Annotated in this window: 23 protein-coding genes; 13 read left to right on the forward strand and 10 right to left on the reverse strand. The window is 61.3% G+C overall.

Translation table 11 applies throughout. From position 1 onward, the window contains the following. Positions 1–35: 35 nt before the first annotated feature. From HMF7854_RS10925 to HMF7854_RS10935, 3 genes are all read right to left on the reverse strand, one after another. A complete protein-coding gene (locus HMF7854_RS10925) occupies positions 36–347 on the reverse strand; it encodes a Rossmann-fold NAD(P)-binding domain-containing protein (protein WP_126719117.1) in 312 nt (103 codons plus the stop codon). A 486-nt stretch (positions 348–833) separates the two neighbouring features. Continuing rightward, entirely contained in the window at positions 834–1,967 is a 1,134-nt protein-coding gene (locus tag HMF7854_RS10930) for an extracellular catalytic domain type 1 short-chain-length polyhydroxyalkanoate depolymerase (protein WP_126719118.1), read from the reverse strand. Between the two features lie 549 nt (positions 1,968–2,516). After that, positions 2,517–3,233: an IS6 family transposase gene (locus HMF7854_RS10935; RefSeq protein WP_126719119.1), complete on the reverse strand. Its 717-nt coding sequence runs from the start codon at positions 3,231–3,233 to the stop codon at positions 2,517–2,519. Here HMF7854_RS10935 and HMF7854_RS10940 point away from each other — a divergent pair. Continuing rightward, entirely contained in the window at positions 3,232–3,819 is a 588-nt protein-coding gene (locus HMF7854_RS10940) for a helix-turn-helix domain-containing protein (RefSeq protein ID WP_126719120.1), read from the forward strand. The two genes, HMF7854_RS10935 and HMF7854_RS10940, sit on opposite strands and share 2 nt — an antisense overlap. A gap of 72 nt (positions 3,820–3,891) precedes the next feature. On the opposite strand, the gene HMF7854_RS15815 is transcribed toward HMF7854_RS10940, so the two are convergent. Beyond that, entirely contained in the window at positions 3,892–4,086 is a 195-nt protein-coding gene (locus tag HMF7854_RS15815; RefSeq protein ID WP_126719121.1) for a hypothetical protein, read from the reverse strand. A gap of 25 nt (positions 4,087–4,111) precedes the next feature. Here HMF7854_RS15815 and HMF7854_RS10950 point away from each other — a divergent pair, with 25 nt between their 5' ends. Continuing rightward, positions 4,112–4,663 (forward strand): Abi-alpha family protein, encoded by a 552-nt coding sequence (locus tag HMF7854_RS10950; protein WP_126719122.1) that lies wholly within the window; start codon positions 4,112–4,114, stop codon positions 4,661–4,663. Between the two features lie 429 nt (positions 4,664–5,092). On the opposite strand, the gene HMF7854_RS10955 is transcribed toward HMF7854_RS10950, so the two are convergent. Further along, positions 5,093–5,386 (reverse strand): hypothetical protein, encoded by a 294-nt coding sequence (locus tag HMF7854_RS10955; RefSeq protein WP_126719123.1) that lies wholly within the window; start codon positions 5,384–5,386, stop codon positions 5,093–5,095. Between the two features lie 177 nt (positions 5,387–5,563). Between HMF7854_RS10955 and HMF7854_RS10960 the strand changes: the two genes are divergently transcribed. Next, positions 5,564–6,325, forward strand: a complete 762-nt coding sequence (locus tag HMF7854_RS10960) for a Crp/Fnr family transcriptional regulator (protein ID WP_126719124.1) — start codon at positions 5,564–5,566, stop codon at positions 6,323–6,325. 213 nt (positions 6,326–6,538) lie between these two features. On the opposite strand, the gene HMF7854_RS10965 is transcribed toward HMF7854_RS10960, so the two are convergent. Together HMF7854_RS10965 and HMF7854_RS10970 are read right to left on the reverse strand one after the other, a co-directional pair. Further along, positions 6,539–7,063 (reverse strand): ATP-grasp fold amidoligase family protein, encoded by a 525-nt coding sequence (locus HMF7854_RS10965; RefSeq protein WP_126719125.1) that lies wholly within the window; start codon positions 7,061–7,063, stop codon positions 6,539–6,541. An 80-nt stretch (positions 7,064–7,143) separates the two neighbouring features. Further along, positions 7,144–7,860 (reverse strand): IS6 family transposase, encoded by a 717-nt coding sequence (locus tag HMF7854_RS10970; RefSeq protein ID WP_126719126.1) that lies wholly within the window; start codon positions 7,858–7,860, stop codon positions 7,144–7,146. A 323-nt stretch (positions 7,861–8,183) separates the two neighbouring features. On the opposite strand from HMF7854_RS10970, the gene HMF7854_RS10975 reads away from it, so the two are divergent. Continuing rightward, positions 8,184–9,086: an alpha/beta fold hydrolase gene (locus tag HMF7854_RS10975; RefSeq protein WP_239016943.1), complete on the forward strand. Its 903-nt coding sequence runs from the start codon at positions 8,184–8,186 to the stop codon at positions 9,084–9,086. A gap of 530 nt (positions 9,087–9,616) precedes the next feature. Here the strand turns inward: HMF7854_RS10975 and HMF7854_RS10980 are convergent. After that, entirely contained in the window at positions 9,617–9,982 is a 366-nt protein-coding gene (locus HMF7854_RS10980; RefSeq protein WP_126719128.1) for a response regulator, read from the reverse strand. Positions 9,983–10,116: 134 nt separating this feature from the next. On the opposite strand from HMF7854_RS10980, the gene HMF7854_RS10985 reads away from it, so the two are divergent. The 4 genes from HMF7854_RS10985 (at position 10,117) to HMF7854_RS11000 (ending at position 16,328) form a co-directional block, all read left to right on the forward strand. Then, on the forward strand, positions 10,117–10,857 hold the full coding sequence (locus HMF7854_RS10985; RefSeq protein ID WP_126719129.1) for a Crp/Fnr family transcriptional regulator: 741 nt from the start codon (positions 10,117–10,119) through the stop codon (positions 10,855–10,857). 7 nt (positions 10,858–10,864) lie between these two features. Then, entirely contained in the window at positions 10,865–12,274 is a 1,410-nt protein-coding gene (locus HMF7854_RS10990; RefSeq protein ID WP_185829255.1) for a sensor histidine kinase, read from the forward strand. 68 nt (positions 12,275–12,342) lie between these two features. Continuing rightward, positions 12,343–15,954 carry a chemotaxis protein CheB gene (locus tag HMF7854_RS10995; protein ID WP_126719131.1) on the forward strand — a complete coding sequence of 1,204 codons (3,612 nt, stop codon included), beginning with the start codon at positions 12,343–12,345 and terminating at the stop codon, positions 15,952–15,954. Then, on the forward strand, positions 15,954–16,328 hold the full coding sequence (locus tag HMF7854_RS11000; RefSeq protein WP_126719132.1) for a response regulator: 375 nt from the start codon (positions 15,954–15,956) through the stop codon (positions 16,326–16,328). Before HMF7854_RS10995 ends, HMF7854_RS11000 begins: the two co-directional genes overlap by 1 nt. A 76-nt stretch (positions 16,329–16,404) precedes the next feature. Here HMF7854_RS11000 and HMF7854_RS11005 read toward each other — a convergent pair whose 3' ends face one another. Further along, the gene (locus tag HMF7854_RS11005; RefSeq protein ID WP_126719133.1) at positions 16,405–17,121 is read right to left on the reverse strand and encodes an IS6 family transposase; all 717 of its coding nucleotides are present in this window, start codon (positions 17,119–17,121) and stop codon (positions 16,405–16,407) included. Positions 17,122–17,419: 298 nt separating this feature from the next. Between HMF7854_RS11005 and HMF7854_RS11010 the strand changes: the two genes are divergently transcribed. From HMF7854_RS11010 to HMF7854_RS11030, 5 genes are all read left to right on the forward strand, one after another. After that, complete coding sequence (locus HMF7854_RS11010; RefSeq protein WP_126719134.1) at positions 17,420–17,626, forward strand: cold-shock protein; 207 nt, start codon at positions 17,420–17,422, stop codon at positions 17,624–17,626. Between the two features lie 1,032 nt (positions 17,627–18,658). Continuing rightward, positions 18,659–18,874 (forward strand): DUF6894 family protein, encoded by a 216-nt coding sequence (locus tag HMF7854_RS16280; protein ID WP_420822376.1) that lies wholly within the window; start codon positions 18,659–18,661, stop codon positions 18,872–18,874. Between the two features lie 122 nt (positions 18,875–18,996). After that, positions 18,997–20,571 carry a Na+/H+ antiporter gene (locus HMF7854_RS11020; RefSeq protein WP_185829256.1) on the forward strand — a complete coding sequence of 525 codons (1,575 nt, stop codon included), beginning with the start codon at positions 18,997–18,999 and terminating at the stop codon, positions 20,569–20,571. A gap of 158 nt (positions 20,572–20,729) precedes the next feature. Then, on the forward strand, positions 20,730–21,368 hold the full coding sequence (locus HMF7854_RS11025; protein ID WP_126719137.1) for a hypothetical protein: 639 nt from the start codon (positions 20,730–20,732) through the stop codon (positions 21,366–21,368). Then, complete coding sequence (locus HMF7854_RS11030) at positions 21,365–21,553, forward strand: hypothetical protein (protein WP_126719138.1); 189 nt, start codon at positions 21,365–21,367, stop codon at positions 21,551–21,553. The genes HMF7854_RS11025 and HMF7854_RS11030 overlap by 4 nt, the downstream gene beginning before the upstream one ends. A gap of 427 nt (positions 21,554–21,980) precedes the next feature. On the opposite strand, the gene HMF7854_RS11035 is transcribed toward HMF7854_RS11030, so the two are convergent. Beyond that, on the reverse strand, positions 21,981–22,244 hold the full coding sequence (locus HMF7854_RS11035) for a hypothetical protein (RefSeq protein WP_126719139.1): 264 nt from the start codon (positions 22,242–22,244) through the stop codon (positions 21,981–21,983). Positions 22,245–22,314 lie beyond the last annotated feature (70 nt).

Below are 22,314 nucleotides of genomic sequence, written 5' to 3' on the forward strand. Positions count from 1 at the left end.
TTGGAGCCGTGAAGATTCTGCTTAAGGTCGCGCATCTAGTCGTGCCCCGAGCGAACCGCAGCATAGGCCTGCTCGATCGCGGTGCAGGTGGTCGGCGACAGCTCGCCGATGAGGGGAGTGATGGTGACCTCGCCTTCTTGGCGCTGCTGGGGCGCTTCTCCGACGAAGGCTCCGACCGCGACACGCTCGATTCCAATCATGCCTTCGGTCAGGGTACCGTGAAGCACCTCGGGCTTCTCCTCGACAATCGTCCGTACCCGCACCTGCCGACCATCGACGATTCGACGACCGAGCGACAAAACCTCATCAACGATCGCAATGTGAGGCCCACTTGGTTCAATCGTCATCTGAAGTTCGTAACTCGTTCCAAATATTTATCTTTCAACAGATCGGACGTACGATCCGTTCCAACAAATCGTCGAGCGAGCTATTGTGTTCTTGACTTGAGGTTTTAAGGAAGAATCGCCCTTGATTTTAAATACAGGCTAGTGTTCCATTCGTACATCAGAAGGGAAGAATTTCTATTTATCCCATGTTGGAGAGCAACATTGGGGCAGCGACGCAGCAGGCGTTGAAGGCGCATGACCCTTGGCAGGGGAACAGGCGCGGCTGCAACGCGCCGAAGCTCAGCCGGCGATAAGCTTACGCAGGGATGCGCGGATGCTCGGTCCGCTCAGATGCTCATCGACCAGCGTGTAGCCGTCACGGGTAGGCGGGCACGTATTTGGCCGAGGTCGGCGCACTCCGGGGCAAGCTCGTAGGCTCGTTAAACAATTCCGACTGACGTCGATGTTTTGTGGCTCATGATGGTTCATCCATTGTTCGGGCGTTGTTCAATGCATGAGACCGGCCGAGCGAAGGGCTCGCTCGATCGTTGCTTGTACATTGGAGACTCTCGACGGCCGTGTTGCCGCCCTGACGGCCAGCGGAGGGTCAACCCGCGCCAGGCGCTGCACCGGTTCCGGCGCCAATTCTACAAGCCTCGTCAACGGCGAGTGCTCGGCCTGATCGTTGATCCCCCAAAACGACGCGATCAAGCGGGTCGACGAGATGCCGGCTTCCAACATGTACGGTCCGGGGACCTCGTAGCTTAGGCCGCCCTCCGCGCTAAGCGGCGTTCCATGCCCCATGCCGGTGATGACATATTCCTCAATGACCTCGCGACCATCGGGGGCAGACCATACTCGATGCGGATATCCGTGAACCTCGTCGATTCGGGAAGGAGCAGGCTCGGTGCCGTGCAATCGCCCCCATTGGTCGATCAGGGCCGAAGCGTTGCTCGGATCGACGACCTTGTCCCCGCTGCCGTGCCAGACTGACAGCGTCGGCCAAGGGCCGCGGTGGGTAGACGCAGCACGAACCAGCGCGGCAAGCCCGTCCGCGTGATCGCAGACATGTGCCCGCATCTGATCGAATGCCTCTGGCACCGAGCGTGCAGTTCCGAAGGGAAGTCCGGCGATGACCGCCCCACCGGCAAAGACGTCAGGATAGGTGGCGAGCATGGCTGCCGACATGGCGGCGCCGGCCGAAAGCCCAGTAACGAAGGTTTGGCTTGGATCGGTCGAATGGCGCTGCTGAATCGCGCCGATCATCTGCCGGATCGACAGCGCCTCCCCTCTCTCGCGCGAGGTATCCGTTGGCGAAAACCAGTTGAAGCAGAGGTTTGGATTGTTGGATCGTTGCTGCTCGGGAAAGAGCACTGCGAAGCCCTGCTCCTCAGCGAGGCGCGACCAGCCAGAGCCGATGTCGTAGCTGGCCGCCGATTGCGTGCAGCCGTGGAGGACAACAACCAGCGGAGCGCTAGACCGGAGCAACGGCGGCATATATATCTTCGCTTTCAGTTGACCCGGGTTGGATCCAAAATTGAAGAGTTCGCTAAGTCGATCGCTGCCCGCCGGGGACGGGAAGGCTGCGTAGCGCAGCTTCTGCGTTGTCAGCCTTGCGATGGTTTCCTGAAGGCCGCCCATGGTAATTGAACTCCTCCGACATGACGCCGGCGAGCGCTTTAGATAGGGCTTTTGCTGCACTGCACAATCCCCCGCTCACGACCCGACTCTGGAACTCGCTGCCACGTAATTTTCCTCGGCAAACATCTGGGTACGGTCAGAGATAATGCACGGCCACTCTGCTGTCTGGTTAGTAGGCCGCCATGACGACCACCAACCCCGCTTTGCTCCCGGTTCGGTCCTCTTGTGGGCACGCGGCAGCAGAGCGCAAATTGGCGTTTAAAGGGCCCTCGAGCAAAAAGCTCGTTGGCCTGACACTACCCCGCGCACCAACCCCAAGTTGATGACGGCTCCCGGTTTCGCCATTAACCGAAGATTTGTCGGCCAGGAATCCAACTTGAAATGGGGCCGCATTTTTCTTTGGGAGGCGGCTTTTGTTCGATTGTTCAGCGTCCGGAAGCATGTCGGCCGAACCACCAACACCGTCAGCCAATCTGCTCTTCCGACGGAGGTGTCAGACAAAAGCGAAAGCGTCTCTGCTGCGCGTAGCTGGGTCTTTGATGGCCAGCCCTACCCCACAAGCCCCTGCCACTCGGCCAGGGCGGCCGAGCGGCGGAGCTTGAAATCTGATCGGCTGACGAGGTGACGTTCGGTGTTGAAGTGGTTGTGAAGGTTGGCGTGGACGGAAGCGAACTTCTGTAAGCTCTTCATCTGCCGAAATCGGAGCATCGCCCGTTCTCGTCGTCGGAATGCTAGGTGGCTGTTCTCGACCCGGTTGTTGGCCCACCGGCCAACCTCCTGCTTTCCCGTGTTGCCCAGCTCGATCATGGCGGCCTTGTAGGAGCGCAGTCCGTCGGTGGTGATCGCGTCCGGCGAGCCATGGCGCTTCAGCGCCTTCTTCATGAAGCGGAGTGCCGCCGCCTTGTCCCGCTCCTTCGTGACGAAGCTCTCGAGCACCTCGCCTTCATGATCGACGGCACGCCACAGGTAGCGCATCTCACCATTCACCTTCACGTACATCTCGTCGAGGTGCCAGCGCCACTGGCGAAAGCCCCGCATGCGGCTCACCCGCTGGCGCCAGATGTCAGCCGCGAACAGCGGACCGAAGCGGTTCCACCAGTAGCGGACTGTCTCATGGCAGATGTCGATGCCGCGTTCGAAAAGCAGGTCCTCGACGTTCCGGAGGCTGAGCGGATAGCGGACATACATCATCACCGCGAGGCGGATCACTTCCGGTGAGGTCTTGAAGTAGCGGAACGGGCTGGCAGGGACACGGCGGCGAGGCATGCGCCTCCCTACCCTCGCCTCCTTACCGGAGGGTGCATTTGCTTTGACAGAGCCCAAGCGGTTGATCTTCCTGTTTCTGATGCCCGGCGACTTCATCATCCCGGGGCTGTTCGAACTCGAATGCTGTGACCTCATCGCGCTGACCGCGCTTCGAACCGCTGACGCGTCCCCGCTCCTCCAGTGCGAAGACGGAAGCACGGCCAGAACCACGGCGCTCATTCGGCAGAGCGGACGATATTATCGTCTCTTCCTCCTCGACCATCTCACGCGCCTGACCGGCGGCGACACCGCCCGGGCCGTGGCGCACATGCTCTACGAATTCTACGTTCGAGCAGGGTCGTCGGGCGCCTGCGCGGAGGGCCAGTTTCATCTTCCGATCGGGCAGAGAGTGATCAATCGGGCGCTCGGCAGAAGCTCCGTCGAGGTCAACAAGGTCATCAGCCTTTTCCAGACCGAAGGCCTGCTGGACGTCGGCTATGACTGGATCAAGGTCTGCGAGCCGGACGGCCTCAGGCGCAGGGCGGGCAAGACCCACAGCCTCGACCGGCCGGCACGACCGAATACGGCCGTGGACGTTGCGGCTTGAAGAGTTGAGGGGTTGGCGATCGCCGCTCTCGGTAGGACCTGACGCTGAAGACGAGCCCATCGAGCTGACAGGTCATTTGGTCAGACAAGCCTGTCCGACCGCAGCGGGTTCACACAGCTGATAACCTAGGTTGCGCGTCGCGACGAAAAACAGGCCCATGCGTGGCATCGGCGATTCATGGAATCGCGTGAGGTTGAAACGGGAAGCGAGAAGCGCGTGGGCATCGACGTAACCACCATGATCGAGCCGGCGACGGCCGATTGACACGACGCTTAGCGAAGCTTGGGCTGCGGTGATCGGCGAGCGTGTCGCCGCTTATCGTCTCAAAAATGCAGCGGCGCTTCAAATGAAGGTCCATGAGGAAGTCGGCAAACTTGGATTGAGGCTAGATCGATCGAGCATCCCCGAACGTTACGCGTTGTCCTGGTTTGAAGAAGCCACGAAGCATGCTGAGCCGGAGATACAGGTGCTGTTCGCGCGACTGTTAGCCAAGGCAGCGACGGGGGATCAGGACGCGCTCGATCGCCGCCATCTCGAACTCCTTTCGCAGTTCATCCCTATCGAGGCGCGTTTGCTTCAACGTCTTCCAGACCTTGGACTGAAGCTTCTCGCTGACCCAGCTCCGCTCCCTGATGGCATGTACCGCGCGATCATCGCTGAAGAGGGCCTCGAGCAAGCGTCCATGGCCTTTGAGCATCTCACCGCCCCGCAGGTGTTCGAATCCACTTACACCCTTCTGAATGGGGAATATCTTCTGCCGGACCCATCCAGCATTGAAAAAGTGATCGTTCTCTCCGCAACCGGTGCCTCGCTATGTCGTGCGCTCGCCATTTTTCCTGATTGAGCGTTCCAGTCGTCCCATGACCGTATGACTGGAATTCGGTGTTGGGTGAACCGCGCAAAGGCGAGCGGGAGGGTCGCCGAACTCGCCGTGCCGGAAACAACCGCTTCCGGTTCGACCAAGTGATTCGGTTTGCACTACTCGCTCCGGAACCGGCGGAGGCGATGGCGAGCGATCAGACCGGCGCTAGGGTCAACGGCGCCCGATTGGCGACAACCGGCTGCCTGGGCACACAGGCTGTACTCTGTGGCCATTGCGAACCCACCGCTTCGCCAAGCCGACCTATTCCATCGAAGCCAACAGCAGATCCTCGCCTTCTTGCCGGATGGCGCAGTTCGGCTGACAATGCCCGCGCCGGCGTGAGACGCCGGGTCCCGACTTAACCTACCGCCCTGGTCCGGCGAGACAGTCGAGACGGAATCGCGCTTGCGATCACTCCACATGACCTCCCGCCAAGCTCGACCGAATGGCGTTCAGGAGGTTCAACGACTTCTGCAGCGCATCGGGCGTATCGCCAAGGTCGGCGCCGATCTCTTCCTTCACGTCGGCTGCGATTTCGACGATCTCGATCGCCTGAGCAACACTGATCACCGACTGGCCGATCAGTCCATGAATGAGGCTCTCGACAAGGAGCATGGCGGCTTGGCCGTGCGGATCGGGGCTGAGCCGCGGGTCCAGCACGGGAGCGCGCGAAGCGATTCCCTCGGGCAAGATGGGATCGACCATGATTTGAGCCTCCGATTCAGGCGAGAGCGTCTCGTCTCTCAGCCGTCGGAGCCTGAGCGATATGCCGACGATGCCTCGCGACTAGCAGACTTGTCACGGCTCACCATTAATAATATCAACAATCGACTATAACATTCGACAATATTAAGGCGACTTGGGCTGTGTGATGACGAGCCGATGGACAATCGCTTTATCGATAAGTTGCGCAATTTCAGCGAGTTGAGCGCGGAAGCGATCCTGGCGCTGCGCCAAGCGACCGATCATCCCCGGTCCATTCAGGCTCGCCGCGACCTGATCCGCGAGGGGGACCGGCCGGGTCCGGTGTTCGTGATCCTCGACGGTTGGGCCTGCCGTTACAAAATCCTTCCTGACGGCGGTCGGCAGATTCTCGCTTATCTGATGCCGGGCGACTGCTGCGACCTGCACGTCGGGCTACTGGCAGAGATGGACCACAGCATTCAGACAATCACCTCGGCGGCGGTGGCAACCGTTGGCCGCGATCAGATGGAGGAAATCTTCAGCTGCCATCCTGAAGTGGGCCGGGCGATGTACATCGCGCAGTTGGTTGACGAGGGCACGATGCGGGCGTGGATCACCAGCATGGGGCGGCGATCCAGCATTGAGCGGGTGGCCCACTTGATGTGCGAGCTGTACATTCGCTGCCGCAATATCGGGCTGACCACCGACATGGTGGTGTCGCTTCCGTTCTCGCAGATCCTGCTTGCCGACTCTCTGGGAATGACGCCGGTGCATCTCAACCGTGTGCTGAAGGAGCTACGCTCGCGCGGGGCCATGGAGTTACAGCGCGGCAAGCTGATCATCGTCGATCCCAAGCGATTGGTGCAAATTGCCGGTTTCGACGAAAATTATCTTCATCGCCGGTTTAGACCGGCGGGTGAGAGTCGGCAGATCAATGATCATTTGGACAATGCTCGGTAGTCGGAACCGATAATAATCAGCAAGCGCAACTTCGTTTGGTCAGCCGGATCGCCTTACTTTCGAAAGACATACCTTAGATCGGAGAACGCGCTCCGCGATGCCCTTGCCAGCAGACAATTGTGGAAATGCTCAGTAGCCAAATCACGAGCACGATCACCGATGAATCCGGCGGACCGAAGCGCATCCTCGATCGTCACGATCACATCGTTCCTTTTAATCGGCCAGTTTCCGGCCCAGCGAGTCTGATTTGGCCCTCGACCAGGAATTTCCAAGCCACTCGTCGAGCCCGTCGCCCGCGAACGGGTCGAGGCCGGAGCCCGGATAGAGGCAGAATTCCCCGAACCACAGCTTATCGTCGACCTCGTAGAAATCGACCCGCAGGAAATCCCGATCGCCCGCCAGGAATTCGGCGGCGCCCAACATGGCCTTTAGGGTTTTGGGCGGCGGCGCATCGATCGGGTCGTCGCTGAGCGGTCGCCAGTAACGGTCGAACTGCGTCCAGCGATGCTTCTTGCCGCGCTCAGCGTGAAGCTGCACGACCTCGGCGCGACCGCCGAACACATAGATTTTATAGTCCAGAGGCAACTGGGCGCCGGCGCCGCCGAGGAATGGTTCGACCAGCACCAGCTTGCGCGCAGCTCGATAAGCCGGTTCGTTTAGCCAGCCGCCATATTCGCGCGCGAGCCACCGCGGAACCACGCCCCGGGATCGTGCCCAGTCGGAGGGCTCGCGGACCACTACAAACTGGTTGCAGCGGAGGTGTCAGACAAAGGCGAAAGCGTCTCTGCAGCGCGCCGCTCGGTCTTTGATGGTCAGCCCTACTCCACAAGCCCCTGCCACTCGGCCAGGGCGGCCGAGCGGCGGAGCTTGAAGTCGGATCGGCTGACGAGGTGACGTTCGGCATTGAAGTGGTTGTGGAGATTGGCATGGACGGAAGCGAACTTCTGTAAGCTCTTCATCTGCCGAAGCCTGAGCATCGCCCGTTCTCGTCGTCGGAAGGTCAGGTGGCTGTTCTCAACCCGGTTGTTGGCCCACCGGCCAACCTCCTGCTTGGCGGTGTTGCCCAGCTCGCTCATGGCGGCCTTGTAGGAGCGCAGACCATCGGTGGTGATCGCGACCGGCGAGCCATGGCGCTTCAGCGCCTTCTTCATGAACCGGAGCGCTGCCCCCTTGTCCCGCTCCTTCGTGACAAAGCTCTCGAGCACCTCGCCTTCATGATCGACGGCACGCCACAGGTAGCGCATCTCACCATTCACCTTCACGTACATCTCGTCGAGGTGCCAGCGCCACTGGCGAAAGCCCCGCATGCGGCTCACCCGCTGGCGCCGGATGTCAGCCGCGAACAGCGGACCGAAGCGGTTCCACCAGTAGCGGACTGTCTCATGGCAGATGTCGATGCCGCGTTCGAAAAGCAGGTCCTCGACGTTCCGGAGGCTGAGCGGATAGCGGACATACATCATCACCGCGAGGCGGATCACTTCCGGTGAGGTCTTGAAGTAGCGGAACGGGCTGGCAGGGACACGGCGGCGAGGCATGGCGGCTCCCCTACCCGCGCCTCCTTACCGGAAGGTGCATTTGCTCTGACTGGGCCATGGGCATTCATTGACGATTACCGGGAGCTCGGACGGTGAGCTGCCATCGGCGACTTCCGACCCAAAAAAGCGGTCGTGCTGATACAAGTTCGCTCATCCTCGGGGCAGGCATTCTGAACCGGGGTTCTGAAACCCGAAGACTTTGAAAGGCCGTATAGGCCAAACTGGGGAACGAAAAAATCCTTACGACGCTTCTTGGCCGACAAGACCTGATTTGGAGCGATTATGTGAAACGCGAGACAGCACTTTGGATAGGCGGTAGTCTGGTGGCCGCACTAGGTGGTGCAGCGCTCTACACGCGCATCGCCACGAAGCGGATCGAGCGGGAGGTGCCCGTCGACGGCGCTTTTCTCGATGTAGCCGGCGCTCGTCTCCACTACGTAGATCGCGGGACGGGAACGCCGATCGTCCTCCTCCACGGACTGGGCGCACAGCTGCGGAACTTCTCCTACGGCGTTGCTGACGCGCTGGCGTCCGACTTTCGCGTCATCCTCGTCGATCGGCCGGGATCGGGTTACTCGGTATCGACGGGCAGCCAACCCGGCATTTTGGGCCAAGCGGCGATCGTGGCGGCACTCATCGAACAGCTCGAATTGCAGCGGCCACTCCTCGTCGGGCATTCGCTGGCGGGCGCAATCGCGCTCGGGGTTGCGACGCACCATCCCGATTCAATCAGCGGCCTCGCATTGCTGGCGCCTGTGACCCAGCCTCCGCAGTCAATGCCGGCACCGTTAGCAAGCGCGATTAAAGCCGCTCGCATCGGGCGAACGCTGTTCGCCAACCTGCTCGGTACGCCTTTGAGTCGCGCCACATATGGACTGCGCTGGGGCAAGATCTTCGCGCCCGATCCGGTGCCGGCGGATTTCGCGACGCGCGGCGGCGGCGCGCTCGGTGACCGCCCGGTCTCGGTTAATGCCGCGCTCGTCGAACTGGCGAGCGCCAACGAGGACCTGATTGCCATTGTAAGGCTTTATGGCTCGCTAAAGCTCTCGGTCGCGCTGCTTTACGGTCGCGAGGACCAAGTCGTGGACCCCGCGATCGATGGCGAACGTGCGGTCGCAGCCATCCCCGGTGCCACGCTGGAAATGACCGATGGCGGTCACATGCTTCCGGTCGCGCACCCGCAGGCAAGTGCAAGGTTTATCCGCGAGTGCGCCGAACGAATGTAATCGTGAAGACGGCCGATCCGCTCGGCGTCAACTCCGGTTCCGTGCTTGGATAGATCAGGCCGGAATGCGAGCGACGTCGCTCGTATTTTCCTCGGTTATCCTAGATTACTACCATTAAGCGGTTCGATGAGCGCGCGCTTGGCTAGGGCTTATTTCGGGCTGGATGCGGATTCAGGCCATTAGGGTCTGCGAGATCCGCTTACAGTGCACCACGTGTTCCTTGAATGTCGACTGGGCCAGCGTCGCCATATGGCGGCCCGATATCTCTGCCAGGCATTGTCAGAGATCATGCACCGCGCTTTTCCAAGCTGGTTAGTGCGGCAACGACCTGCGCGACGTTCTCTAGATGTTCTGCTTTTTACCGGGTTCAGTTCTACCGTTTGTGCAAGCCTTAAGTAGCTCAGCGCTTTGGTTTGAACCAGATTCTGGTTAGTCTGACAGTACCCTCCGTGCCGCTATGCCTCGATCGAGGTTAGCAAGCTGACAGCGCATCTCTTCAACAAGGATCAGTTTCGATCGCGGGGACTGCGTTACAGCTTGGCGAGCGCCTGTACGATTTGGCGCGCGGTGAACGGTTTCTCCCACCGCTCGACATCGTGATATTCGGCCGGGATCATCTCCGGGGCATAGCCGGTGGTAAAAACGAACGGCACGCCGCGTTTGCGCAGTTCGTCGGCGAGAGGAAAGATCATCTCGCCCCTGAGGTTGACGTCGAGCACAGCTAAGTCGATCGGCTGGCTCGTGAGTGCGCGCGCCCGATCAACCGTATTGACCGGTCCGGCTACTTTCGCGCCCTGATCAATCAGTTCTCTCCTGAGGTCATCCGCAAGGTAAAACTCGTCCTCGACAACGAGAACCCGTCGGCCGGTCAGCTTGCCCGCTTGCGTGTCATTCATCGAGGTCCGTCCTTGCCGCGCACAGGCCAAAGTGCCTGTCCTTGGTAACCGTCACGCGCCTCTGCCAGGTATAACATAGATTGAGCCGATTGGCTCCGCTGTTCAGTAAATCTTCAGAGACAAAGGGAGATCGGATGGAAAACCCGCTGCTCCGCAAGCTGGAACGGTTCACCAAGCTGTCGGCGGACGATCGCGAAGCGCTCGACAGGCTGGCGAGCCAACGTATCCGGCGTCGTCGCCATCGCGAGGACATGATCCACGAGGGCGACAAGCCGGATCACGTTAACCCCATCCTGGAGGGGTGGGCGTGCCGCTACAAAATGTTGGCGGACGGACGCCGCCAGATCCTCGCCTTCCTGGTACCGGGCGACCTCTGTGACCTCCACGTCTATATTCTGCGCGAGATGGACCATTCAATCGGCACTATCACCCCGGTAAAGCACGCCGAGATCACGCTCGAGGACTTCGATCGGGCGATCGACGGGCGGCATCGCGTCATGCAGGCCCTGTGGTGGGACACCCTCGTTACGGCCGCTGTCCAGCGCGAATGGACCACCGATATCGGCCAGCGCAGCGCGATCGAACGGATCGCCCATCTCCTGCTGGAGTTGTTCTACCGGCTTGAATCGGTCGGGCTGACGAACGGCAATGCTTGCGAGCTGCCACTGACCCAAGCCGAGATCGCGGAGGCGATGGGCATGACGCCGGTGCATGCCAATCGCGTCCTTCAGGAGCTGCGAGGCATGGGCGTGATCGAGCTGAGCAGCAAGCGACTGGTCATCCCCGACCGAGCGGCGTTGGGACGAATCGCGCACTTCAACCCCAATTATCTGCACCTCCAGCGTGACGGCAGTCATCTCGATGCCAACGATTGAGGGCGACATGTCCGATGCCGAGCGGCTGAGCGCATACCTCAGTGCCTCGACGGATGTCCGTTACCGCATGAGCGCTGATTGGAGCGAGATGCATGAACTGGTCGGCCAAGACTTCCTCGCCAGCACGGGGGGGACCACCGACCGGTGGTCGATCGACTATATCCACCCGGACGATCAACCGCGTGTCCGCGCGGCAATCGACGAGGCGATCCGATCCAAGAGAATGTTCGAGCTTGAGCACCGTGTCAGGCGGGCAGATGGCAGTTGGGGATGGACGGTCTCGCGCGCGGTGCCGATTCTGGACGCGGCCGGCGAGATCAAGGAGTGGTTCGGGGCTGCAAGAGACGTCACCGCGCGCAAGGAGGCGGAGGCGACGTTACGCGAGGGTGAGCAGCGTTTCCGCATGCTGCTCGAAGGCATCCCGCAGCTCGTCTGGCGCGCCGTCGATCGTGGCCGCTGGAGTTGGGCCAGCCCGCAATGGATCGAATTCACCGGCCAGGCCGAGCAGGACAGCCACGGCTGGGGCTGGCTTGACATGGTACATCCGGACGATCGTGAGATAGCGCGTGCTGCCTGGGATCGCGCGATTTCAATCGGGAGCTTCAATGTAGAGTACCGCCTGCGGATGATCGCGGACGGGCGCTATCGCTGGTTCGCAACCCGCGCGACGCCGGTGCGCAACGAGGCCGGGGAGGTGGTCGAATGGCTCGGCACCTCGACCGATGTCGATGATCTGCGCCAGCTTCAGAAACAACAGCAAATCCTGCTTGGCGAGCTGCAGCATCGGGTGCGCAACAGCCTGGCGGTGATCCGCTCGATCGCGCGGCGAACAGCCGAGACCAGCGACAGCGTGGAACAGCTCAGCATGCATCTCGACGGTCGTTTGAATACGTTTTCGCGCATCCAGTCGGCCGTCACCAGCGACCCGACCCGAGGGCTAGATTTACAGACGATCGTCATCGACGAGTTGATGGCGCATGTCGCTTGGGACGGCGAACACAGCCTCGTTCAAGGCCCGGCGATCCGGCTGCAGTCGAAAGCCGCCGAGACGCTGGCGCTGGCGTTTCACGAACTGGCGAGTAATGCGGTTGAGCATGGCGCGCTAAGCGTTCCCCAAGGCATGGTCAGGGTATCCTGGCGCGTCCAGGCGGGACATGGCGGTCAGGATCGGCTCATCATCATCTGGGACGAGGATCGGCCCGGCCCACCGCTGCCTTCGCCGAGCCACCGCGGGTTCGGCACCGACCTTCTGGAGAGCACGCTCGCCTACGAACTCGACGCCGACACCTCCATCGAATTTCGGCGTGGCGGACTGCTTTGCACGATCACTCTGCCACTGACCCCAGACGTCTCCAGCCAAGCAGGCGGCGAAGGACGTCCTCAGAAGGAGGTTAACTTCCCTCATGGACTGCGATAATGTCCACCGGCAACGAGAGCCTGCTCGCCTGATCCGGTTGGCTTTAGACGTAGCGTGCGGAGAAATCGGTGGCGAATAGCGACAAAGCCTCGGGCAAGCCCACTCCGGGCGGATCGCGAGCTTCTGCCTCGAAAGCTGCTCCTTCTGATCAGCCGTCCGCGAACGACCCGGCAGCGGGACATGGTGGTGGCTTTCCGGTCGTCGGCATCGGTATGTCGGCGGGTGGTCTCGAAGTCGCGACGGCCTTCTTCAGGGCGATGCCAGCGGACAGCGGGATGGCGTTCGTTCTCGTCCAGCACCTCGACCCGACCCGCAACAGCATGTTGGCCGACCTGCTCGGCCGCGAGACGACGATGCCCGTCGTGCAGGTCGAAGACGGGATGCCGGTCGAGCCCAACCGCGTTCATGTCATCGCGCCGGCGAAGACCTTGTTGATCCAAGGCGGCGTGCTGCATCTGGTCGAACCGGAGGAGCCGCGCGGTCATCGTCACCCGATCGATCGCTTCTTCACCTCTCTTGCCGAGGATCAGAAGCAAAAGGCGATCGCGATCATTCTGTCCGGTGCGGGGAGCAACGGGACCGCCGGCCTGCAGGATATCAAGCAGGCCGGCGGCATGGCCATCGCGCAAGATCCTGAAACCGCGCGGTTCGACAGCATGCCGCGCCATGCGATCGCATCCGATGCGATCGACTATGTGCTGGCGCCCGAGCGGATGCCTGAGGCGCTGATCAGCTATATTCACCACAGTCATATCGCCAATCGTAGCCCGGACGCGATCGGCGATGGTTCCTCTACTGATCTGCCCGATGTCCTGGCCTTCCTTCAGGTCGCGACCGGCCACGATTTCCGTCAGTACAAGCGCAACACGCTCGCGCGCCGCATCAGCCGTCGCATGAGCCTCGCGCGCATGGAGAAGCTGGACGACTATCTGACGTTTCTCCGTGCCGATCCCGGTGAAGTGGTGGCGCTCGGCAAGGACTTGATGATCAACGTCACCGCGCTGTTCCGCGATACGGATGCCTGGGCTGCGCTCGACGAGAATGTCATCAAGCCGCTCGTCGACAAGGCCGAGCACAATGCCATTCTCCGCGTGTGGGTGCCGGCCTGCTCTACGGGCGAGGAAGCCTACACGATCGCCATGCTACTGTCGGAGCGTGTCGAGGCATCGAAAAAAGGGCTCGGCGTCAAGATATTCGCCACGGATGCGGGCGACTATAATCTCAACGCGGCGCGCAAGGCGCTCTTTCCAGCCAGCATGGTCGAGAGCCTGTCGGCCGAGCGTCTCGCGCGCTTCTTCGACAAGGGTGCCGACGACACATACCGGATCAAGCCCGCGATCCGGGAGACAGTGCTGTTCGCGCCGCAGAACCTGTTGCAGGACCCGCCCTATTCCAAGATGGACCTGGTGAGCTGCCGCAACCTGCTGATCTATCTCGAGCCGAAAGCGCAGGAGCAAGTGCTGGCGCTGGCCCATTTCGCGCTACGCAAAGGCGGCTATCTGTTTCTCGGAAGCGCGGAGACGATCGGCGAGCGGGACTATCTCTTCCAACCGATATCAAAGCGCTGGCGCATCTATCGGCGGATCGGGCCCGCGAGGTCGGCGGCGATCGACTTCGCCAATTGGCCGAAGCGAGCCGATCTGATCGCGACGCCGGTGCCACCGCCAAAGCTGGCGGACATCGCGACCGCATCTTTGCTCTCGAATTTTGCGCCCGCGTCGGTGCTGGTCGACCGGAATTATCGGGTGCTCCATTTCCACGGAAACACCGACGAGTTTCTGGCACAGCCGTCCGGCGCGCCGACGCTGGATCTGCTGGCGCTGGCGCGTGAGGGTTTGCGGCTGACCATTCGCAGCGCGGTGCGACAGGCGCTCGAAAGCCGCGAAACCGCCGTGCTGCGTGGCAATATCAAGCGCGGCAGGAAGACGGGGTCGGTTCGCGTGACTGCCAACCGGGTCGTCAACGGCAAGGACGCCGGCGAGCTGGTCCTGGTGAGCTTCGCTTTTGACAATGACGCGGACGTTCCCGCCGTTACGGACCACGCCGACATGCCGCCCCGAGCGGCAGCGCCAGAGCGCGACATGGAGGAAGAGCTTCGCGCCGCGCGCGAGGAGATGCGCGGAACCGTGGAGCAGCTCGAGACCACGAACGAGGAGCTGACCGCCGCTAACGAAGAGATTACCAGCGTCAACGAAGAGTTGCAGGCGACCAATGAGGAGCTGGAATCCTCCAAAGAAGAGCTGCAGTCGCTCAATGAAGAGCTGGACACCGTCAATTCCCAACTCGAACGGAAAGTCATCGAGCTGGAGGAGACCGGTGACGATCTTCGCAACCTGCTGATGGGCAATGATGTCGCCACGATTTTTCTCGATACGGCGATGCGGATCAAATGGTTTACCCCTGCCGTGCAGGCGCTGTTCGATCTGATCGAAGGCGATACCGGTCGTCCTATCGCGAACTTTTCCCAGAAGTTCGCCGACGGCGATTTGGTCGAAAAGGCGAAAGCCGCAGTCGAGAAGCTGGCGACGTCAGAGCAGGAGATTCGGGCCGACAACGGCCGCGACTATCGTTTGCGCGTTCTCCCCTATCGCACCCGCGACAACCGCATCGGGGGCGCGGTAGCCACCTTCATCGACATTACGGACCTGAAGGCGACGCAGGCCGAGACTGCCGAGGCGCGCGACTATGCCGAGGCGATCATTGAAACCGTCCGCGATCCGTTGCTGGTGCTTGGCGCCGACCTTCGCCTTCAATCGGCGAACCCGGCATTCTACAAGCTGTTTCAGACTGTCCCGGCCGATGCCGAAGGGCAACTCGTCTATTATCTGGGCGAAGGCCGGTGGAATATCCCCGATCTACGCCGCCTGCTGGAGGAGATGATTCCAGCGCAGAGGCAGATCAATGGGTTTGAGGTCGAACTTACCGTACCGGGGCTCGGCAGCCGGTGCCTTTTACTTAACGCCCGCCGGATCTCCGGAGACGCCCGCAGGCCCGAGCTGATCCTGCTAGCGATCGAGGACATCACCGAGCGCAAGGAAGCAACGCGACATCAGGACCTGCTTGTCGGCGAACTGAGCCACCGCGTGAAAAACATGCTCACCGTCGTGCAGTCGATCGCCGCGCAAACCCGCCGTCACAGTTCGTCCCCGGAGGCATTCGATCAGGCGTTCCAAGGACGATTACAGGCCCTGGCTGGCGCCAACGATGCTGTGATCGAAGGAAGCTGGAAAGGCGTGAAGCTGGGCGAGGTCATGGCTCGCTCAATGAAACCCTTTGGCTCGCCCGGACAGGTCGTCATTGAGGATGGACTCGACCTTGATCTTAATCCGGCGGCGAGCGTATCGCTGGCGATGATCGTCCACGAACTTGCGACCAACGCCGTCAAATACGGCGCGCTCTCCAGGCCGGAAGGTCATGTGCGTATCGCCAGCCACCTGGAGTTGGGCGAGCCGGATCGCATTGTACTCGAATGGGTGGAGAGCGGTGGTCCAACCGTGGAGAAGCCCACCCGGCGTGGACAGGGGACGCGCTTCATCGAGCAGAGTATCAGCTATGAGCTTCAGGGCGACGCCAAGCTGACGTTCCAGCAAAGTGGGCTTCGCGCTCGTCTTGATTTCCCGCTGAAGCTGGCGTCCATGCCGGTCGACGATGAGACGCTTCCAGGCGGAGCGAGCGCCTGATGGCCGACCACGGCCCCCTCTCCGGTTTGCGGCTGCTCATCGTCGAGGATGAATATATGGTCGCGACTCATCTCGAAATGCTGCTGGAGAATTGTGGGTGCGAGGTCGTCGGGCCGGTCGCAACAGTCGATAAGGCGCTGGAGTTGATGGAAGCCGAACGACTGGACGGGGTGCTGCTCGATGCCAATCTGAACGGCATCAGCAGCGCGCCGCTTGCGGATTTTCTCAATGCGCGATCGGTGCCGTTCGTTGTGGTGACGGGCTATGGACGGCTCGAGCTTGCCACTGAAACGCTGAGCGCAGCCCCTCGCATCGGTAAGCCCTTCAGCAAAGCCGAGTTCGAAAAGGTGCTAACCTCAACCTTTCGGCGATAGCTACCCTCCGGTCGGAGGTGTCAGACAAAAGCGAAAGCGTCTCTGCTGCGCGCAGCTGGGTCTTTGATGCTCAGCCCTACCCCACAAGCCCCTGCCACTCGGCCAGGGCGGCCGAGCGGCGAAGCTTGAAATCGGATCGGCTGACGAGGTGACGTTCGGCGTTGAAGTGGTTGTGAAGGTTGGCGTGGATGGAAGCGAACTTCTGTAAGCTCTTCATCTGCCGAAACCTGAGCATCGCTCGTTCTCGTCGTCGGAACGCCAGGTGGCTGTTCTCCACCCGGTTATTCGCCCAGCGGCCGACGTCCTGCTTGGCGATGTTTCCCAGCGCGCTCATGGCGGCCTTGTAGGAGCGCAGTCCATCGGTGGTGATCGCCTCGGGCGAGCCGTGGCGCTTCAGCGCCTTCTTTACAAACCGGAGCGCTGCTCCCTTGTCCCGCTCCTTGGTGACAAAGCTCTCGAGCACCTCGCCCTCGTGATCGACCGCACGCCACAGGTAGCGCATCTCACCATTCACCTTCACGTACATCTCATCCAGGTGCCAGCGCCACTGGCGAAAGCCCCGCATGCGGCTCACCCGCTGGCGGCGGATGTCGGCGGCGAACAGCCGGCCAAAGCGGTTCCACCAGTAGCGGACCGTCTCATGGCAGATGTCGATGCCGCGCTCGTGCAGCAGATCCTCGACGTTCCGAAGGCTGAGCGGATAGCGGACGTACATCATCACGGCGAGGCGGATCACCTCGGGCGAGGTCTTGAAGTAGCGGAACGGGCTGGCAGGGACACGTCGGCGAGGCATCCGCCTCCCCTACCCTCGCCTCTCTTACCGGAGGGTGGATTTGCTCTGACAGAGCCCTTGAAACCGTTATTTGTTGTCGCGGTTACAACATCGAAAAACGGCCATGCGAAATATATGTGCCGGCTTCTCCGCCGAGGCCTATCTTTTGCCAGGTGAGCGTCCATATCACTGGGGCTGACGTCGCCTGCGACGGATATCGGGCCGCTAAAGGCTCCCCCTTTGTCCCTTACTAGCCTCACGAAGCCGGGATGCGCCGATGTCGGCGCGTGCCCGACACGCATGGACAAAGGACATCCAAATGATCACCGGAACCGTCAAATTCTTCAACATCGACAAGGGCTATGGCTTCATCGCGCCCGAGAGCGGCGGCAACGATGCCTTCGTCCATATCAGCGCCGTCGAGCGCGCGGGCATGCGGACGCTCGATAAGGATCAGCGCGTCTCCTACGAAATGGAGACCGACCGTCGCGGCAAGACCTCGGCAGTGAACCTGCAAGCTGCCTGACGACCTGATCGGCGGGGGTGCTGCTGTGCCTCCGCCCTTTCCTCGTGCTTCGGGAGCTATCATGTCGCCATTGCTTTTCTACCGGCAGCAAGCCGAACAACAGCAGGTGGCCGCGGATGCGGCCACGCTGCAGAACGTGAAAGAGCGATGCCAACGCGCATCCGGCGCCTGGGCTGCCTTAGCTGCGCGACCCGAGCGTAGCGATAACGCCGTCTAGAAGCGGCTTCCGCCAAGCTGCTCCAAGGCACGAGCGAGAACCCCGATCGCGGCCTTGCGGCCGCCTCATCGTGGCCGCTGAGCCAGCCCGCCCTTTTCCCGCTAATGTGAGGTGATCGACATGGCCAAAGGTCAGAAGAAGGGCAACAAGGAAGCCCGCAAGCCCAAGAAGGAGGGTCCCGCGAAGACGATCGCGGCCAATCCCTCGATGAACGGCATTGCCAAAGCTTGACCATAAACGTCGCGGGCATCCGAGTTAATCCTTCGTTGTCGATTGTCACACGCGCCAAATTCCTGCCGTCTCCAGGAAGACTGGCTTGCTCACGGAAGGACCGAGCATGCAGCCGTCATCAGGCACTTGCGAAGCGCAAGAGGCGCGACAATCAGAACTAGCGGCTTCCACCAAGTTCCCGCTCGTCAAGGTTGCCGCGGAGCAAGCTGCCCGAGCGTGGAGCAAGCAGGGCGAAGCCGGGCGGGCGCGCGAAGTCCGGGAGGTCGCAAGACTGAACCGAGCTAAGTTGGCCCAAGCGATAAAGCGCTCAGAACTCGACGGCGCGGCCGGGTAAAGTCCAGCAGACTTCGGCGGCGACGGCGATCAAAGCCGAAGGCGGCCTGCGACGAAGTCGGATGAATAAAGGTGATCTTTACCAGTGCTTTGCCAATTGCGGCATGATAGTTGGCCGCATCGCAGGCACGAATTTGAGGCGTCGGCGGCTGAGAGACCATCGCGCTCTCCCCCTCCGAGCAGAGCGCAGCGTGCCACGTTATTTCTTTCATTGGGCCGATGGTGCGCGCGACCCTGACCTGGAAGGTACGATGCTTGAGGATGATGCTGCCGCTCAGATCGCGGCAGTGGCGTTCGCGGGCGAGACGTTGAAGCACTCCCCGGAATCGCTTTGGAAGAAGGGGCAGTGGCGGGTTGAAGTAACCAACCAGCAAGGCGCTCTCCTCTTCACCGTGATAACCCTTGCGGTGGATGCTCCCGTCCCCGGCAAATTACCGCGGATAGCTTCACCAGCATCGAACGACTGAGCGCTTCGGCGGGCTAGGCGAGCACGCCGATCGACTCACTGGATCTGGAACGACGTCTAGCCCGAGCGGTTGACGACAAGTTGCCGGGTAATTCTGGTAACCTCCAAGTGAAAGCGCCGGCCTTGCACACATTCGAGCTTCTGCTCGTCCTCGTCGCGGCTTCGGTTGCACTGGCCTTCGTTGCCCAAAGGCTTCGTCTGCCGACGGCGGTCATGCTCGTGCTTGGTGGTATCGGGCTTGCGTTCGTTCCCGGCATAGGGACGGTAGAGATGGACCCCGAACTTGCGCTCGCGCTCTTTCTGCCGCCACTGCTTCAGGCCAGCGCCTACCGGACGGACTGGGCGGCCTTCCGCTTCAACCTGCGGCCGATCTTCCTGCTCGCCGTCGGCGCCGTCTTCTTCACGGCCGCCGCCGTCACGATCGTCGCCAAGATGCTGGTGCCCGAGCTGCCCTGGTGGGCGGTCATCACGCTGGGCGCGATCGTAGCGCCCCCCGATGCTGTCGCGGCCGCCGCCGTGCTCGAGCAGGTTCGGTTGCCCAAGCGGATCGTCACCGTTCTAGAGGGCGAAAGCCTGATCAACGACGCGTCGGCGCTGGTCCTCTACCGCTTCGCCGTGGCGGCGGTGCTCGCCGGCACGTCCAATTTCGGCGACGGTGTTCTCCAGTTCTTCGGCGTAGCAATCGGTGGTGCGCTTGCAGGTTGGCTCGTCGGGCGCGCGGCAATGTGGGTCTTCGTCCTGCTCCAAGACACGATGCTCGATATCACGGTCAGCCTCCTCGCGGGCTTTGTAGCGTATCTCCTGGCCGAGCAGTTCCATGCCTCCGGCGTTCTCGCAGCCGTGGCCTGCGGCCTCGTGCTCGGCCGCCGCCAGCATGCGGAGTTCACCGGCGAAAGCCGGCTCGGACTTGCGGCGGTATGGGGCTTCGTCGAATTCCTACTCACAGCAATCATCTTCATGCTGATTGGGCTCCAGCTCCGCGGAATCATCGGGCGCTTGGACAACTACGACCTGCTGACGCTTCTCTGGTTGGGTGGCGCTGTCTCTGCCACCCTGATCATCGCCCGCTTCATCTGGGTTTTCCCCGCGGTGTGGCTACCCCGCGTCCTGTCGCGACGGGTCCGTGAGCAGGACCCTTTGCCGCCTTGGAGCCATGCGGTCGTGCTGTCATGGGCAGGCATGCGGGGCGTGGTGAGCCTGGCAGCAGCGTTGGCGCTCCCGCTCCGTTTTCCCGGCCGCGACATCATCGTCTTTCTGGCATTCTGCGCGATCCTTGCCACGCTGATCGTGCAGGGCACAACCTTGGGCGTGGTGGTCCGCCGGCTCGGGCTTCAAGAGGATGATACCTTGCTCCCGGAGCCGGAAATGACGCAAGCTCGCGCGGAACTAGCAACCGCTGCGCTTGGCGCAGTCCAACGCCAGTCCGACAAGGATGGTCCTAGCAACACAGGTGCCGCCGCCGAACTTCTCGATGAGTACAAAGTGCGCGCCGAGCGCGCGAGCGTCGCAGGTCAGGATCTTGAGACCAAGAGCGGTCAGCTCGGGGCGCAGCAAAGGATGCGCCTCGTCGCGATCGAAGCAGCGCGCCGCGAGCTCAAGGAGAAAACGGATCAGATCGACCATGATGCGCACCGTGAACTTGGCGAGGAGTTGGACCTCGAAGAGCAGCAGGTCCGCCGCACCCTCGGCGACGATTGAACCGGGATTTCAGACCCCGGCTGCGTTCAGATAAATGGTCCCTCGGTAGCTCCCCTTGCACTGGGCGAGCGCCCACCCCATGTTATGGCTATCGCGCTTTCTGCCCGAGCACCGCGCGGCTGAGAGACATCGCGCTCCCGCTTCAAGGAGCAGAGCGCATGGACATCAACTATATCCTTGGCCGCGAGCAGACGTCGCTCCACAATGCCCGCATAGCAACCTCTTCGAGCGCACGCGCATCCCATCGCGGTCTGGCGAAGGCTTACCGGCTGCTTCTTGCCGGCAGTACGTTTCCGCACAGGCAGCCCGCTCAGCTTCGCTCCCACTGTAGGGACAGGGACAGTGCCGCTCGGTGGGACGACGACGGGGGAGTTGTTCTAGCCGATGAAGACCTCGCAGTTCGGGGATATGTGGTTCAGACCCCCAATGCGCCGCTCGCCTATAAGACCGTGCTGGAGCACGATCATGGGCCTGCTGCTGAGCGTCCCGCACGATCGGTTCGTGAGGGTGAAGCGTATGTAAGGCAGCACACGCCCACCCCGCCGGAGCGCGACACCTCGCGAGATCGCGACGCCTCACCGAACGTACGATTACTAGCGGATGCTACGCGAGACCCAGATAACCTTTTCAGCGCATTGGTCAGGGCTGTCGAACGAAACGAGCGCCTGCTGGCGTCTCAGTTCGCGGACGGCAAGGTCAGCGCGAAGGCCTTTCAAAACCGCAGCCGCTTCCAGAGGCAAGATCGAGCGCGCTTAGCCGACCCGTCGCATGCCGGTGTTCCGGAGGGCTCCTCGTGAGCGTCGATCCCGAGCGGGGGCTACCGCTACTTACCGAGGCGGAACTGGTCGAAATGCGGCAGCTCGGGATTGTGCGCCAACCGGTCGACTCCTTCAGCGTCAGGGCGTTTCGCTACAGCAACCTCAAAGACGCGGTCGCTCAAGCCAAGCGGCAGATTCCCAATCGGTCTCGGGAAGTTTTTTAGGTCTGAGATGGTCTGAATCGGCCTTACCGAATTAGCGGCAAAACCGAACGGTTGTGACATCGCCTGCGGTGGCGCGGTGGCCGCTTTCGACGAGTTCGATCTTGAAAGCTGTCAGGCAGCAAAGTCCCCACGAGCTGTCGCTCGCAGACCTGGCGAGGCGCCATATTCCGCCACGAAAAAATACGCTAATGCCGCATTTGACGGTGCTGTCAGACTAATCAGCACTCGTCTCCGTTTGACGAGCCTTGGCCTTGAGAGCGATGGCTGGTGAATGTTTTGCCGTTCTTGCTCCAGCGAGGTTTTAAAATGCTTGCGAGCATTGAAGCTAATGATACGAAACGCGTGGGCGAGCGTGCCCTACCTTGCAGATCGTTCGACTAAACCGGTCACGCGTGAAAATCTCAGGATGCGAAAGTGTTGTTCGCAATCACTCAATCAGGTCTCGTTGTAGCTCGATCACCTTGACAAGCCCATCAGGAGTGCGCAGCTGCAGCATGCGGCCAAATGCTTCGTCGCCGGTGCCACGGTGGATGAGCTTCGGGTCGATTGACCGAAGGTGCTGCTCGATCTCCTTCGAGCTTCGTGTCACTGGTGAACTGCAATTCCAGTGGCTCAGGATTGTCCTCGCTTGGTGGATGAGCCAGCAAACTGAGAGATGTGTTTCCGAACCGCACAAGACACCAATCGCCATCGCGGCTTCCGAACAGTAACTCACCTCCTAGGCCTTCGAAGAAAGCCACGCTGATTTCCATCTGCTTTAC

The organism is Sphingomonas ginkgonis (genome assembly GCF_003970925.1).
Lineage (GTDB): Bacteria > Pseudomonadota > Alphaproteobacteria > Sphingomonadales > Sphingomonadaceae > Sphingomicrobium > Sphingomicrobium ginkgonis.

Excerpts from the sequence above, each read along its gene's own strand:
- HMF7854_RS10925 (WP_126719117.1), bottom strand. The coding sequence starts at position 347 with ATGACGATTGAACCAAGTGGGCCTCACATTGCGATCGTTGATGAGGTT.
- HMF7854_RS10930 (WP_126719118.1), bottom strand. The coding sequence starts at position 1,967 with ATGGGCGGCCTTCAGGAAACCATCGCAAGGCTGACAACGCAGAAGCTG.
- HMF7854_RS10940 (WP_126719120.1), top strand. The coding sequence starts at position 3,232 with ATGCGCCTCCCTACCCTCGCCTCCTTACCGGAGGGTGCATTTGCTTTG.
- HMF7854_RS10935 (WP_126719119.1), bottom strand. The coding sequence starts at position 3,233 with ATGCCTCGCCGCCGTGTCCCTGCCAGCCCGTTCCGCTACTTCAAGACC.
- HMF7854_RS10955 (WP_126719123.1), bottom strand. The coding sequence starts at position 5,386 with ATGGTCGATCCCATCTTGCCCGAGGGAATCGCTTCGCGCGCTCCCGTG.
- HMF7854_RS10960 (WP_126719124.1), top strand. The coding sequence starts at position 5,564 with ATGGACAATCGCTTTATCGATAAGTTGCGCAATTTCAGCGAGTTGAGC.
- HMF7854_RS10970 (WP_126719126.1), bottom strand. The coding sequence starts at position 7,860 with ATGCCTCGCCGCCGTGTCCCTGCCAGCCCGTTCCGCTACTTCAAGACC.
- HMF7854_RS10980 (WP_126719128.1), bottom strand. The coding sequence starts at position 9,982 with ATGAATGACACGCAAGCGGGCAAGCTGACCGGCCGACGGGTTCTCGTT.
- HMF7854_RS10985 (WP_126719129.1), top strand. The coding sequence starts at position 10,117 with ATGGAAAACCCGCTGCTCCGCAAGCTGGAACGGTTCACCAAGCTGTCG.
- HMF7854_RS10990 (WP_185829255.1), top strand. The coding sequence starts at position 10,865 with ATGTCCGATGCCGAGCGGCTGAGCGCATACCTCAGTGCCTCGACGGAT.
- HMF7854_RS11000 (WP_126719132.1), top strand. The coding sequence starts at position 15,954 with ATGGCCGACCACGGCCCCCTCTCCGGTTTGCGGCTGCTCATCGTCGAG.
- HMF7854_RS11005 (WP_126719133.1), bottom strand. The coding sequence starts at position 17,121 with ATGCCTCGCCGACGTGTCCCTGCCAGCCCGTTCCGCTACTTCAAGACC.
- HMF7854_RS11010 (WP_126719134.1), top strand. The coding sequence starts at position 17,420 with ATGATCACCGGAACCGTCAAATTCTTCAACATCGACAAGGGCTATGGC.
- HMF7854_RS16280 (WP_420822376.1), top strand. The coding sequence starts at position 18,659 with ATGCTTGAGGATGATGCTGCCGCTCAGATCGCGGCAGTGGCGTTCGCG.
- HMF7854_RS11025 (WP_126719137.1), top strand. The coding sequence starts at position 20,730 with ATGGACATCAACTATATCCTTGGCCGCGAGCAGACGTCGCTCCACAAT.
- HMF7854_RS11035 (WP_126719139.1), bottom strand. The coding sequence starts at position 22,244 with ATGGCGATTGGTGTCTTGTGCGGTTCGGAAACACATCTCTCAGTTTGC.